General features: G+C 65.2%; 14 protein-coding genes. 5 read left to right on the forward strand and 9 right to left on the reverse strand.

Annotation, left to right across the window (positions count from 1 at the left end; genetic code table 11):
* Positions 1 to 401: 401 nt before the first annotated feature.
* From PSV40_RS02600 to PSV40_RS02630, 7 genes are all read right to left on the reverse strand, one after another.
* Entirely contained in the window at positions 402 to 839 is a 438-nt protein-coding gene (locus tag PSV40_RS02600) for a universal stress protein (protein ID WP_300533801.1), read from the reverse strand.
* Positions 840 to 879: 40 nt separating this feature from the next.
* A complete protein-coding gene (locus tag PSV40_RS02605) occupies positions 880 to 1,161 on the reverse strand; it encodes a DUF427 domain-containing protein (protein ID WP_293593505.1) in 282 nt (93 codons plus the stop codon).
* 216 nt (positions 1,162 to 1,377) lie between these two features.
* Positions 1,378 to 2,106 (reverse strand): glycine zipper 2TM domain-containing protein, encoded by a 729-nt coding sequence (locus PSV40_RS02610; RefSeq protein WP_300533804.1) that lies wholly within the window; start codon positions 2,104 to 2,106, stop codon positions 1,378 to 1,380.
* Positions 2,107 to 2,273: 167 nt separating this feature from the next.
* Positions 2,274 to 2,789: a cupin domain-containing protein gene (locus PSV40_RS02615; protein WP_300533806.1), complete on the reverse strand. Its 516-nt coding sequence runs from the start codon at positions 2,787 to 2,789 to the stop codon at positions 2,274 to 2,276.
* 29 nt (positions 2,790 to 2,818) lie between these two features.
* Positions 2,819 to 4,000 (reverse strand): serine hydrolase domain-containing protein, encoded by a 1,182-nt coding sequence (locus PSV40_RS02620; protein ID WP_300533809.1) that lies wholly within the window; start codon positions 3,998 to 4,000, stop codon positions 2,819 to 2,821.
* An 11-nt stretch (positions 4,001 to 4,011) separates the two neighbouring features.
* Complete coding sequence (locus PSV40_RS02625; protein ID WP_300533812.1) at positions 4,012 to 5,046, reverse strand: methionine synthase; 1,035 nt, start codon at positions 5,044 to 5,046, stop codon at positions 4,012 to 4,014.
* A gap of 43 nt (positions 5,047 to 5,089) precedes the next feature.
* Positions 5,090 to 6,094 carry an LLM class flavin-dependent oxidoreductase gene (locus PSV40_RS02630; RefSeq protein ID WP_300533966.1) on the reverse strand — a complete coding sequence of 335 codons (1,005 nt, stop codon included), beginning with the start codon at positions 6,092 to 6,094 and terminating at the stop codon, positions 5,090 to 5,092.
* 105 nt (positions 6,095 to 6,199) lie between these two features.
* Here PSV40_RS02630 and PSV40_RS02635 point away from each other — a divergent pair, with 105 nt between their 5' ends.
* Positions 6,200 to 6,757: a YaeQ family protein gene (locus tag PSV40_RS02635; protein WP_300533814.1), complete on the forward strand. Its 558-nt coding sequence runs from the start codon at positions 6,200 to 6,202 to the stop codon at positions 6,755 to 6,757.
* 159 nt (positions 6,758 to 6,916) lie between these two features.
* On the opposite strand, the gene PSV40_RS02640 is transcribed toward PSV40_RS02635, so the two are convergent.
* Together PSV40_RS02640 and PSV40_RS02645 are read right to left on the reverse strand one after the other, a co-directional pair.
* Positions 6,917 to 7,810 carry an ion transporter gene (locus PSV40_RS02640; protein ID WP_300533817.1) on the reverse strand — a complete coding sequence of 298 codons (894 nt, stop codon included), beginning with the start codon at positions 7,808 to 7,810 and terminating at the stop codon, positions 6,917 to 6,919.
* A 162-nt stretch (positions 7,811 to 7,972) separates the two neighbouring features.
* On the reverse strand, positions 7,973 to 9,664 hold the full coding sequence (locus PSV40_RS02645) for a long-chain fatty acid--CoA ligase (RefSeq protein WP_300533969.1): 1,692 nt from the start codon (positions 9,662 to 9,664) through the stop codon (positions 7,973 to 7,975).
* 341 nt (positions 9,665 to 10,005) lie between these two features.
* Between PSV40_RS02645 and PSV40_RS02650 the strand changes: the two genes are divergently transcribed.
* The 4 genes from PSV40_RS02650 to PSV40_RS02665 all read left to right on the forward strand — a co-directional run bounded on the left by PSV40_RS02650 (position 10,006) and on the right by PSV40_RS02665 (position 13,650).
* On the forward strand, positions 10,006 to 10,959 hold the full coding sequence (locus PSV40_RS02650) for a tripartite tricarboxylate transporter substrate binding protein (RefSeq protein ID WP_300533972.1): 954 nt from the start codon (positions 10,006 to 10,008) through the stop codon (positions 10,957 to 10,959).
* A gap of 284 nt (positions 10,960 to 11,243) precedes the next feature.
* Complete coding sequence (locus tag PSV40_RS02655; protein ID WP_300533820.1) at positions 11,244 to 12,410, forward strand: MFS transporter; 1,167 nt, start codon at positions 11,244 to 11,246, stop codon at positions 12,408 to 12,410.
* Positions 12,411 to 12,421: 11 nt separating this feature from the next.
* A complete protein-coding gene (locus PSV40_RS02660; RefSeq protein WP_300533823.1) occupies positions 12,422 to 13,111 on the forward strand; it encodes a DsbA family protein in 690 nt (229 codons plus the stop codon).
* Between the two features lie 164 nt (positions 13,112 to 13,275).
* A complete protein-coding gene (locus PSV40_RS02665) occupies positions 13,276 to 13,650 on the forward strand; it encodes a hypothetical protein (protein WP_300533826.1) in 375 nt (124 codons plus the stop codon).
* Positions 13,651 to 13,703 lie beyond the last annotated feature (53 nt).

Consider the following 13,703-nt stretch of genomic DNA (forward strand, 5'->3'; position numbering starts at 1 on the left):
TCAGGGCTCGCGATTGTTTGAGCCGAAGGCGAGTTCGAGCGAGACCCCGCTTTTGCCGAGCACCACAGGTCGCCCCGAAGCGAAGCGCAGGGGACCCAGACCATCGGGTCGCCTTTCTTTTGGGTACTTTTCTTTGGCGACGCAAAGAAAAGTGCCTCGCCCGCCGGGGCGAGACCCGGCTTGCTGGCGAACCCCGAACGGTGGACGCAACGACGGCTTCGACAGGTTTAGCCAGAACGGAGTCGGAGGAACGCCCACATGGATCCCGGATCAAGTCCAGGATGACAGCCTGAAAGATGGGTTGCTATAAACTCAATAGCTGTCTGCGCACACTGGACAAGGGCTACAGGCCGATTTGATGTAGAAACCGGATGGATCAGGCAAGCGCCCGAGTGAAGAACTCAATCCCGCACCACCAGAATCGGCAGGTGGGCATGTGACAGCACCTGAGCAGCGACGCTGCCGAGCACGAGCTTTTCCAGTCCGCGGCGCCCGTGCGAACCCAGCACGATCAGGTCGGCACCGACAGCACTGGCGGTCTCCAGAATGCCGCGGTAAATCGCGTGGCCTTCGATGATGGAGGCCTTGACCGTCACACCTGCCGCTTCCAGCACCTCCGTGGCGCCCTTGAGGGCTTCGCTGGCTTCCGCCGTGGCCGCCCCGAGGTATTGCGCCTGGCCATAGGCGAAATCGGTGCCGACCCCGCTGAAGGCGTAGGGATCGATCACGTAGATCACCGTCACCGTGCTTTTGAAGGCTTGGGCCAGCCCGCAGGCCTTGTCGACCGCCATCATCGAAGTGGACGAGCCGTCAACCGGCAGCAGGATGTGTTTGAACATGATCAGGCTTCCTTCATAAAAACTCACTCGGGCCGGGACATCAGGGTTCGATCTTCACACCCTTCCAGAAAGCCACATGGCCCTTGATGTTGTCGGCCTCGGGTTTCGGGTCGGGGTAATACCAGGCGGCGTCGGTGTTCATCTCGCCATTGACCAGCAGCGAGTAGTAGCTGGCCTGTCCTTTCCACGCGCACATGGTGTGGTGGTTGCTGAACGTGATGTAGTCGCGGTTGAGCGAACTTTCGGGAAAGTAGTGGTTGCCTTCGAGCACCACGGTGTCGTCGCTTTGCGCAATCACTGCGCCGTTCCAGATGGCCTTCATATCGCTTCTTTCATGGGTTGCCGGGGTCCGCCGTGGGCGGAGGGAAAAGAAAAAAAGGGGGTTGCCTGCCAACAATCTTCGCACACTCTGCAGTGACCGCAAGACCGGCCGGCAAAAGGCAAAGGCAAAGGCAAAGGCAAAAAGAAAAGCGTGATGGGTGACCATCACGCTTTGACGTGGTTTTGTGCGGGATTGCGCCGCCGCAGCGGCGACCCATCAGGCCATGCGCAGGTTGTTGCCTTCAACAATCACGCGGGAGCCGACGGGAATCGAGCTGGACACTTCCACGGTGCGGACCGAACCGTCGTTCATGCGCACGCGCACCTGGTAGACGGTGACCTTCTTCATGTTTTTCTCGACCTGGTTGCCGGCAAACGCGCCGCCGGCGGCGCCCAGCACCGTCATGGCGGTCTTGCCGCTGCCGCCGCCGACCTGGTTGCCCAGCAGGCCGCCGATGACGCCACCGGCCACCGTGCCCAGGCCCACCGTGGTGTTGCCCACGGCCACGCCGTTGACCTCGCCCTGGCGCTGCACGGCAGTCACGGCTTCCACCGTGCCGCAGTCGGCGCAGACCACGGGCCTGGGTGCCGGAATCGGTGCCGGTGCCTGGGCCACGACTACAGGCCGGGGCTGGACCACCGGTTTGGCCGGCGCCGGCCTGGTAGCGGTTGTGCTGGTCGTGCTGTTGCTGGCAAGCGTGGCGGGGGTGCTGGGCGTGCTGTTGCTGGCCAGCTTGGCGGCGGTGCTGGACTGTGTTGTGGGGGCCAGGGCCTCGGTGCCGCCCGGCTGCGCATCGGAGCGGTTGACCACCAGTGCGGCGGCAAGCGCCATCACGGTGACCCCGAGCACGGCCACAATCGCGATCAGCGATTTGCTGTGCTGCATGCGTTGCGAGAAGGCGGGCTGGCTGCCGGGGGCGGCTGGTGTCTGGTTGTTTGTATCCATGTTGGGTACTCCTTGGTTGTGCCCCAGTTGTAACCAACTCAAGTCAACGCAGATGTAGGACGACGTGACATTCGTAAGGGAACGTCACCGCGACCTGTTTGAAAGTGTGCGTTATTGCTCACTTGTGAACAGCTTCACCCGCCGCTCACCGCGGCTTGACGCGTGCTTTACACGCCGCCGTGCGGGTGGGTCGGATCAATCCACAACACCTGCTCGGGCTTTTCGGCCGGCGCGATATCGAGGTTGATGGCCACCGCTTCGCCGTCGCTGCGGCAGAGCACACACTCGAGCAGCTCGGTGGGACTCGCGTTGATTTCCTGGTGCGGCACATAGGGCGGCACATAGATGAAGTCTCCCGGGCCGGCCTCGGCGGTGAACTCAAGGTGTTCGCCCCAGCGCATGCGGGCACGGCCCCTGACGACATAAATCACACTTTCCAGATGGCCGTGGTGGTGTGCGCCGGTCTTGGCGTTGGCATGGATGGTGACGGTCCCGGCCCAGAGTTTTTGCGCACCGACGCGGGCGAAATTGATCGCCGCCTTGCGATCCATGCCGGGCGTGGACGGCACATTGCCGTCCAGCTGGCCCCCGGGGATCACGCGCACACCGTCGTGTTTCCAGTCGGTGCCTTCGGGCGCGTGGGGGTGCCCGTGGGAATGGCTGTGGCCGGTGTCGTGGCTCATGGTATGTCTCCGAAGAAAAAAACTGCTTTCTAGTCCAGCAGGGCAGCGTACACCAGGCTGCGAAACAGCGGCCGGTAGTGGTCGCGCTGGTTGGGCGCCTGGATCATCAGCACGGCATACAAGTCTTCGGCCGGGTCCACAAAAAACGTGGTGCCTGCGATGCCGCCCCAGTAGTACAGCCCCTTTGAGCCGGGCACGGACGCAATGCCGGTGGCGCTGCGCACGGCAAAGCCGAGGCCGAAGCCATAACCGGGCGGCAAGACGTCCCCGGTGACGGGGATGGCGCCCAGGTGGTCGGCGGTCATGAAGTCCACCGTGCGCGAACCCAGCAGGCGCACGCCATCGAGTTCACCCCGGTTGCGCATGAACTGCAGAAACCGCGCGTAGTCCATGGCCGTGGACAACAGCCCGCCACCGCCGCTTTCCATGGCCGCCACGCGGCGCGGCTCCAGCACGCGCATCGGCACGCCGCCGTCCGGGTCGTGTGCAAAGGGCTCGGCAATACGCGGGTGATCGGCCGGCTCCACCGAAAACCCGGTGTCGTGCATGCCCAGGGGAATGAAGATGTCGCGGCGCAGGTACTCGCCCAGGGTCTGGCCGCTGAGCATTTCGACCAGCCGGCCCAGCACGTCCGTCGCGCGGCTGTATTCCCAGACGCTGCCGGGCTGGTACATCAGGGGCAAACCGGCCAGCACGCTGGAAAACTCCGCGTTGCTGCGCTCGCGCGAGCCCATCTGCAGCTTGCCGTACTGGCGCTGCACGTCGGCAGTCCCCAAAAATTCATAGGTCAGGCCGGCCGTGTGGCGCAGCAGGTCCTGCACGGTGGCAGGCCGATGCAGGTCTTCCAGTTCGACCCTGCCCTCCCGCTCCACGGCGACCTTCTGGTTGGCAAATTCCGGCAGGTGCCTGGCCACCGGATCACTGAGCAGCAGCCTGCCCTGCTCCACAAGCATCATCACCGCCACCGACACCACGGGTTTGGTCATGGAGTAGATGCGAAAAATCGAATCGCGGGCCATCGCGCTGCCTGCGGCCGGGTCCTGTTGGCCCAGGCTTTCGAACAGGGCGATCTTGCCGCGGCGCGCCACCAGCGCCACCGCCCCGGGCAGTCGCCCACGGTCAATGTCGGCCTGCAGCACGGCCAGCAGGCGCTGCAGGTGGTCAGGGCACAGGCCGACTTCGGCCGGCGTTGCAAAAGCCAGTTCGGTCATGGCTGCCCGCCTCACGCGCCGTAACGCGCACGCGCCAGCGCCGCACCCTGGGCCAGTGCCTGCAGCTTCTTCAAAGCCACCTCGCGGTCCATGGGCGCCAGGCCGCAGTTGGTGCAGGGCAGCAGGCGGTTCTTCGGCACGTACTTGAGGGCTTCGCCAATGGTGTCGGCCACCTGCTCGGGGGTTTCAATCTCGTCGCTCGCCACATCGATCACACCGACCATCACGTCCTTGCCTTCGAGCAAGGCCATCAGGTGCGGCGGCACATGCGAGTGGTAACACTCGAGGCTGACCTGCTGGATGCTGCTTTTGGCCAGCGCGGGAAACACGGCCTCGTACTGGCGCCATTCCTGGCCCAGCGTTTCCTTCCAGTCGGTGTTGGCCTTGATGCCGTAGCCGTAGCAGATGTGAACCGCCGTCGTGCAGGTCAGGCCCTGCGCGGCACGCTCGAGCGCCTTCACGCCCCAGTCGGCGGCGTCTTTCATGTAGACGTTGAAGGCCGGTTCGTCGAACTGGATGATGTCCACGCCGTCGGCCTGCAGCGCCAGCGCCTCCTGGTTCAGCAACTCGGCAAACGCCATGGCCATCTTCACGCGGTCGCCGTAAAACTGGTCGGCCACGGTATCGACAATCGTCATCGGGCCGGGCAAGGTGAACTTGATCTTTCTGGTCGTGTGCGCGCGCAGCAACTGCGCCTCGGCCGCATGCACACGCCCCTTGAGTTTGAGCGCGGACACGACCTGCGGCACCATGGCGTCGTAGCGGTTGTTGCGTATGCCCATCTTGACCTTGTGCTCGAAGTCGATGCCTTCGACCTGCTCGAGAAAACCGTGCACAAAATGCTGGCGCGACTGCTCACCGTCACCAATCACGTCCAGGCCGGCGTCCTCCTGCGCCTTGATCCACAGCAGCGTAGCGTCAGCTTTGGCCTGGGCCAGTTCGGCGCCTTCGGCCTTCCACCGCGGCCAGAGTTTTTGGGTTTCCGACAGCCAGGCGGGTTTGGGCAGGCTGCCCGCAATGGTGCTGCTGAAAAGTGGTCGTGTCATGAAAGGTCTCCTGTTGTTCTGTGCATGTCTTTTTTCTGTAATGTCAGCCCGCGGGAAATTGGGCCGCCAGCAATTCATAAGAGCGGCGGCGCGCCACCGGGTCGTGCGTCCAGGTGATAACCACCAGTTCCTCGACCTGCAGGGCGTCGGAGAGTGCACGCAGCTTGTCAGCCACCTGCGCGGCACTGCCGACCAGCGCCGTGCGCCGCAGCCGGTCGGCCTCGCCCTGCTCGGCCGCGCTGTAGGGCCGCTGCGCGACTTCGGCCGGTGACTGCAGCGGCCCCAGCGCGCCCTGGTTGCGGTCGATTTTCCAGCGCTCGCGGCTGGCGAAAAGCTGCCAGGCTTCGGCCTCGGTGTCAGCGGCCAGCGCCCATACACACAGCGCGGGTTGCGGTTCGGGATGTTGCGCACTGGGCCGGTACAGCTCGCGGTAAATGGCCAGCGCCTCTTCGACTCCCTGGCCGTCGGTGATGAAGTACGCAAACGCATAAGGCAGGCCATAATGCGCCGCCAGCTGCGCGCCGTAATTCGAGCTGCCCAGCATCCACAGCGTGGGGGTGCCCGGCCCGGTCGGGTTGGCGGTCACGCCGCGGCCCGGGTGGCCTTCGGGCAAGTCGACGCCGCTGACCCAGGCCTGCAGTTCACGCACCTGCCGGGGAAAGTCATCGGCCGCGTGACGCGCGTTCGGGTTGAGCAGCTGGGCGGTGCGCCCGTCCGAGCCAGGCGCACGTCCGACACCGAGGTCGATGCGACCCGGGGCCAGCGCCTCCAGCACGCGGAACTGCTCGGCGACCTTGAGCGCCGAATAATGCGGCAGCATCACGCCGGCACTGCCGATGCGGATGCGCTGCGTGGTGGCGGCGATGGCGGCCATCAGCACCTCGGGCGCGCTGCCGACAATCGTCGGGTGGCTGTGGTGCTCGCTGACCCAGAAACGGTCGTAACCGAGCGCCTCACAGTGCTGCGCAAGCGCAAGCGTTTCGCGGATGGAAGCGTCTTCGCTGCGGCCGGTGACGGCGACGGACTGGTCTAGAACGGACAATCGGATCATGCGCTAACTATAGCCAGCCTGAGGCGCCCGGACACGCGGCCGCACAAAGGTCTGTTCCAATAGGGGGTTACCGCCCGCCCCTCACCCAACCAGCAGACCTCCATGGCACTCAAAGCCACCATCTACAAAGCACAACTGGCCATTGCCGACATGGACCGCGGCGTCTATGCCGACCACAACGTCACGATCGCGCGCCACCCGTCCGAGGCCGACGAACGCATGATGATCCGCCTGCTGGCTTTTGCCCTGAACGTGACAGCCGACGACAACAAAGGCAAGCTGGAGTTCGCCAAGGACCTGTGGGATGTCGACGAGGCGGCCCTGTGGCACAAGGACTACACCGACCAGATCCTGCACTGGATCGACGTCGGCCAGCCCGACGACAAGCGCCTGATGCGCGCCGCCGGGCGCGCCGAACGTGTCACCGTCTACAGCTTTGCCAGCAGCACGCCGGTGTGGTGGAAGGCCATCGAAAGCAAGCTCACGCGCGCGGCCAACCTGGTGGTCTGGCAGATCGAGGCGGCGCAAAGCCAGGCGCTGGCCAAACTGGCCAACCGCACCATACAACTGCAGGTAACGATCCAGGACGGCACGGTCTGGATGAGCACCGGCAGCGAGTCGGTCGAGATCACGCCGATCCGGCTCACGGCCGGCGGCTAGTTCCAATGCTGTTCGCTTGACCGTTCGCCCTGAGCTCGGCCTGTCCTGAACTTGTCGAAGGGTCGAAGCCTGTTTGCACTGTGACCACCCTTCGACAAGCTCCGGGCGAACGGGGTTGTAGCGCTGGAATGCACCACATTGCGGCCAGAACGTCTCCCGTCACGACGCCTTGCCGGCCTGCTGCTGGTAAGGCGGCAGCCGGGCGCCGCAGTTGAAGCAGAAATTCGCATCGGCGGCATGGCCTTCGGTCAGGCATTCGTGGCAGGTGCGCGTGGTCGGCGCCTGGCCCGAATGCGTGCGGCGCTGCGCTGCCATCTCCGCCGTCACGATGCCGGTCGGCACCGCCAGGATGCCCCAGCCCATCAGCATCATGAAGGACGCGATCAGCCGACCCAGGTCGGTCTTGGGCGTGATATCACCGAAACCGACGGTGGTGACGGTGCTGATGGCCCAGTAAACCGAGGTCGGAATGCTGGTGAAACCGTTGGTCTGCCCCTCCACCACATACATCATCGTGCCCATGACCAGCACCACCATCAGCACGGCCGACAGAAACACCAGGATCTTGCGCCCGCTGGCGGCGAGGGCACTCACCAGGAACTGGTATTCCGCGACATAAGCCGCGAGCTTGAACACCCGGAATACCCGCAGCAGCCGCAGCACACGCACATCAATGAGGGCATGCAGTTCGGGGACAAACAGCGCCAGGTAGGTCGGCAACACCGCCAGCAGATCAATGATGCCGAAAAAGCTGGTCGCGTACCTCAGCGGCCGGCGCACACACAGCAGGCGCGCGATGTATTCGACGGTGAACAGCAGCGTGAAAACCCACTCCGCGTAGGTCAGTGCGTGGCCATAAACCAGGCGCACGGCCTGCACGCTGTCGGCCATCACCACGGCAATGCTGAGCAGGATGACGGCAATCAGCGCCTGGTCGAACAGGCGTCCGGCGCGGGTGTCCGCTTCAAAAATGATGGTGTACAGGCGCAGCCGCCAGCCGGCCAGCGGCTTGTCGAGCAAGGGGTCAGAGATGGGCGGTGAAGGTTTTTCCATGAGCGCAAGCAACGCCTCTGGAGCGTCGCACCTGTTCGAAGTCCGGGAGACGAACCTTAACCGATGTGGCCGGCCGCGGGCCGATGCCTCCAAAACACTCTTCTTTTAATAGCTGCCTGCGCCCGCCAGGCAAGGGCTACAGGCACTTTTTATTCAACAACCTCAGGCGGTGGCGCCTTCCGCCTCCTGCAGGGTCCGCCACATCACCTTGCCCGAGCCACTTTTCGGCAGGGCATCGACAAACTGCACAACACGCGGGTACTTGTAGGCTGCCATGTTCTCCTTGCACCAGTCGATGATGTCCGCCTCGCTGACCTGCCCCTTGTGGCTTTGCCGCAGCACCACCACGGCCTTGACGGTCTCGCCGCGGTAGGCGTCGCGCGTGGAGATGATGCAGGCCTCCTGGATGGCCGGGTGCCTGAACATCAGCGCCTCCACCTCGGCCGGCCAGACCTTGAAGCCCGATGCGTTGATCATGCGTTTGAGCCGGTCGGTGATGAAGAAGTAGCCCTCTTCGTCGACCCGCCCGAGGTCGCCCGAACGAAAGAAAGACTTGCCGTCGATCTCGATGAACGCGGCGGCGGTGGCCTCGGGCCGCTTCCAGTAGCCCGAAAAATTCTGCGGCCCGCACATGATGATTTCGCCCTGCTCGCCCAGCGGCATTTCCTCCAGCGTCAAGGGGTCGATCACGCGTGCATCGACATTGAGAAAAGGCACACCCAGGCATTGCTGCTTGGTGGCGTCGGGCGGGTTGCTGTGCGAGGGTGCGGCGGTTTCGGTCAGGCCGTAACCTTCGGCAAAACGCAGGCCGTACTGCTCCCACAGGCGCTGGGCCACAGCCTGCGGCATGGCCGCGCCGCCGCCGCCGATGTAGACCAGGCTGCTCAGATCAAACTCCGCAAAGTTCGGGCTGGCCAGCAGGTCGATCACCATGGTCGGGATGTTGGTCCAGTGCGTCACGCGCCATCTGGAGATCAGCCGGCCCGCCAGTTCGCGGTCCCAGCGCGGCATGATGACCAGCGTCGCGCCGCCGTAGATCGAGGCATGCATGACCGACACCATGCCGGTGATGTGGAACATGGGCACCACCGACAACACCGTGTTTTCCGGTGTGCTGTTGCCCCACAGGCCGCTGGCCACCGCGTTGTGCATGATGCTCGCGTGTGTGTGCATGCAGCCCTTGGGCAGGCCGGTGGTGCCGCTGGTGTAGGGCAGCACCGCCAGGTCCTGCGGCGTCGCGGTGTGGTCGGGCAGCCGGCCCTGCGCGCCCTGCACCAGCGCCTCGGCCCAGGACGTGACCCGGCAATCACCGGCCGCGGGCGCCGGGTGCTGCGTGCCCAGCCACTCCTGCCAGGCTGGCGGCAGCCCGGCCGTTTCGGCCTGCACATCAAAAGCATCGCTGTAATGCGTGACGATCAGGTGTTGCAGCTGCTGCCCGGGCGGCAGCTGGACATTGGCCTTGACCAGCTCGGGCGCCAGATCCGCCGCGGTGATGGCCACCCGGGCGTCCGGGTCGATGATGTAGTGTTTGAGCTCTTCCGCGCGGTTCATCGGGTTGACCGGCACCACCACGGCGTCGGCCCGCAGGATGGCAAAGTGGGCAATCACCCATTGCGGGCAGTTCTGCATGTCCAGCACCACCCGGTCGCCTTTTTTGACGCCCATCTCATGCAGCGTGGCCGCCAGGCGCTCGGCTTTGTCCAGCACCTCGGCATAGGTGAAGACACGTCCAAAAAACACCAGTGCCGCCTTGTTCGGGTAACGCAGCGCGCTGACCGCCAGGTTGTGCCACAGCGAGGTGGCCGGTGCCGAAATGCGGTGCGGCAGGCGCCGGGGCCAGACCTTGTAATGCAGGTCATGGGGAGGGGCTGGGTGAGTCGCTGCCGGTGCAGCGGTGGGGTGATCGGACAAGTCGGGGCTCCAGTTTCACTTCAGGCGGGCCTCCAGCCTACCCCGGCTGCGCCGTCATCGCATCGGGGAAGCTCCGTATAAAAAGCTGTCGCCTCAGCGACCGCGCCTGACTATGATGAAGCTGGAGACCTTTCCCCGAGGGGACCGCCAGAAAAACACAACAGCAACACGGAAACACCGTGTCACGTCTTCCCTTCTTTCCTGTCTCTTCCCATTCTTCCCAGTGCTCCCATTGTTCCGATTCTTTCCGCTGGCTGGTAGCGCCCCGGCCGCGTCGGGCGTGGCTGGTCGCCTGCCTGCTGGCTGCCGCCACCCTGACAACGTCACCGGCGTTTGCCGCCTTTCCCGACAAGCCCATCCGCGTGGTGATCGGTTTCCCGGCCGGCGGACCGCTGGACCAGCATGCGCGCCTGCTGACCGAGCGGCTGCAGGCCGTGCTGGGTCAGCCCGTCATCATCGACTACAAGTCGGGCGCGGGCGGCACGGTCGGGGCGCAGGACGTGATGAAGGCCCCGCCCGACGGCTGCACCCTGATGCTGGCCAACACCGGCGTGATGGTCATCAACCCGGCGCTGTACACGCGGCTGCCCTACAACACGCTGCGCGACTTCACGCCGATCGCCCGCACCGCCATGCAGCCGCTGGCCCTGCTGGTCAAACCCAAGCTGCCGGTGACTACGCTGAAAGAATTTGTCGACTACGCCCGCGCGCGGCCCGGCCAGATCAACTACGGCTCGGCCGGCAATGGCGGCATCAGCCACCTGGTGCCCGAGATGTTCAAGAACGCCACCGGGCTGTTCATGGTGCACATTCCCTACCGCGGCAGCGCCCCGGCCTTCACCGACCTGATGGGGGGCCAGGTGCAGTTCATGGGCGAGTCGATTCCGCAGGCTGCCGCGTACCACAAGCAGGGCAAGGTGCGGGCCCTGGCCGTCACCAGCAAGGCGCGCAACCCCGCGTTGCCTGACGTGCCGACCGTCATGGAGTCCGGCATCAAGAATTTCGAAGTGGTCGGCTTCTACGGCTTCCTGGCGCCTGCCGGCTTGCCGGCGGACGTCACGGCAAAACTGAGCGATGCGTTCAAACAGGTCATGACCAGCGCCGAGATCCGCAACCGCATGATCACGCAGGGCGCCGACCCGGCCTTCATGGGCAGCGACGAGTTTGGCAAATTCCTCGCCGCGGAAATGCCGCGCTGGGCCCAGGCGGTCAAGGCGTCGGGGGCCAAGCTCGATTGACGGCCGCTCGCCCCGCGCGACTGTGGGCGGGGTTGGGGTCGGTGAATCCTGTGGCCGCGTCAGCCGGTGTGTGGCCGCGCTGAAGCAGCGCCCGGCGGCGACGGACGCCGCGCGCGTTTCGCGCCATCCGGGCACAATCAGCAAATGGCCGGACGGCAGTCACTCTGTTTTTGATAGCATTCTGCGCACGGTTGTATTGGGCTGAGGCCCTGTTTTATTGAATATTTCCAGCACCTGCCCTGTGCACGTCAAACGCCCGGGTACTGGGTGCCCACCTGCCTCCCATGCCGCCCGTCCTTTATTTCTTCGCCCTCTGCAACCTGGTCATCGGCAGCGGCGCCTTTGTGCTGGGCGGCATCCTGGTGCCGCTGAGCGAGTCGCTCCACATCAGCCTGGCTGCGGCCGGGCAGGCCATGACGGCCTATGCGGTGTCCACCGCGCTGCTGGCGCCGGTGCTGATCATTGCCACCGCACGCTGGCCGCGCAAACGTGCCGTGCAGCTGGCACTGGCCCTGTTCGCCGCCGGCTGCCTGGTGTGTGCGCTGTCGGGCAACCTCGTCATGCTGCTGCTGGGCCGGGTGCTGATGGGCGCAGGCGCCATGTTCAGCGCCGCGGCTTCGGCGCTGGCCGTCAGCCTGGTGGCGCCGGCACTGCGCGGCCGGGCCCTGTCCATCACCTTTCTGGGCATGAGCATCAGCCACGCAGTGGGTGTGCCGGTCGGTGCCTGGCTCGGCTTTGAATACGGCTGGCGCGTGCCGGTCTGGCTCTCGGCAGGCACCAGCCTGGCGGCTTTGATGGCGGCGAGCTGGTTGCTGCCCGCCAACATGGCCTCGGCCGGCGCCAACTTTTCCGGCTTCGGCGCGGCCGCGCGGCAACCCGCTGTGCTGCGCACCTGGCTGCGCACGCTGCTTTATTTCGTGGCAATTTTCAGCGTGTTTGCCTACATCGGCCCGGTGCTGCAGGCGCTCAACACCATGAGCTCGACGCAGCTGTCCCTCACGCTGGCGGTGTTCGGCCTGGCCGGCGTTGCCGGCACACTGTCGGGCGGCTGGGCCAACGACCGCTTCGGCGCGTTGCCCACCATGCGCGTGCAACTGGCCGTGCTGGTGACCACCATGGCCTTGCTGCCGCTCACGCGCGGCCACCTCTACGCCACCATGGCCACACTCATCGTCTGGGGCATCGCGGGTTTCGGCGTGATGGCGCCGCAGCAAAGCCGCCTGGCCGGCATGGCGCCGGCCCAGGCGCCGCTGCTGCTGAGCCTGAACGGCTCCATGCTGTATGTTGGCACGGCACTGGGCGCCGTCATCAGCGGCGCCATGCTGGACCACCTTCACCTGTCGCAACTCGGCTGGGTGGGCGTGCCCTTCGGCCTGCTGGCGCTGCTGACGCTGGCGTTTGAACCCGCGCATGTCCGGCCCGTGGCCGACGCCACCGCAAACTCCGCCTGAAAGAACACGCCATGACCACGCCAACCCCCGCACTCTCCCTGATCTACGTCGGCGACCCGATGTGCTCCTGGTGTTACGGCTTTGGCGTGCCGCTGGGGCAGTTGCTCGAACGTTTCCCCGAGGTGCCGGTGCAGCTGGTGCTGGGCGGCCTGCGCGCCTACAACACGCAGGTGATGGACGCCGCGCTGAAGGACAAGCTGCGCAACGCCTGGGCCGGCGTGGCGCAGCGCTCCGGCCAGCCGTTTTCACAGGCGCTGTTCGAACGCGCGGATTTCATCTACGACACCGAGCCGGCCTGCCGCGCGGTCGTCACGGTGCGCCAGCACGCGCCGGCGCTGGCCCTGCACATGTACCACGCGATCCAGCAGGCCTTTTATGCGCAGGGACGCGACGTCACCAAGGCGGCGGTGCTCGCTGAAATCTGGGACGAGGTGCATGGCCGCACCAAGGAAGCCTGGGGCCACATTGATTTTCTGCGCGACTTCGAGAGTGAAGACATGCGCCAGCAGACACGTGACGATTTTTTGCAGGCGCAGCGCTGGGGCATACGCGGCTTTCCCGCGCTGCTGGCGGCCCGTGATGGCCAGGCCCAGCTGCTGACCAGCGGCTACTCCGAGGCCGAGGTGCTCATCGAGCGGCTGGCAGCGCTGGAAGGCCAGCGGGACGTAGTGCCCCAGGAGACTGTGCGCCAGACGTCCTAGACGCGGCGTTTATTGGTGCCGGATCCGCCTGGCCCGAGGCTTGCGCGTCGGCCAGCTCGTGCAGAGGAATTGCGCTGAGACCAGCACGCACGAACAGCAGTTCGCCGGACTTGGATCATCCCTTACGCGCCGCGGGGACTTTGCCGGCTGTTAGCATGACGCCCGTGAAGCGTTTTATCTGTCAACTCCTGATTGTCTGGCTGGCGCTGCTGTCGGGCGGCGCCTATGCGCACGCCGCAGCCGACGCCGCGCGGGAACTCGGCCACATCGCCGCCCACGCCGTCGAGGCCCAACTGACCGGCGCAGAGGCCACAGATCAATCCGGTATGACCCAGGAACACGGCCACACCGATTCCTGTAGCCATAGCCACTGCGGCCATGGTCACGCGACCGGCATGCTGGCTGCCGAGTTCCGTTCCACCGATGCGAGCGTCGGCGCCCCGCTGCCGACGCCGCAAGCCTGGGCCAGCCGCGAACAGCCCAACAACATCGAACGCCCCAAATGGAGCTTCACCACCTCATCGGTGGTGAACCTTTGACCTGACGGGCGCCTCAAAAGTCTTTCTTTTCCAGTGGCCTAAGTGCAAAGGTT

It is taken from the genome of Polaromonas sp., from assembly GCF_029945925.1.
In the GTDB taxonomy this organism is placed as follows: Bacteria; Pseudomonadota; Gammaproteobacteria; order Burkholderiales; family Burkholderiaceae_C; genus Polaromonas.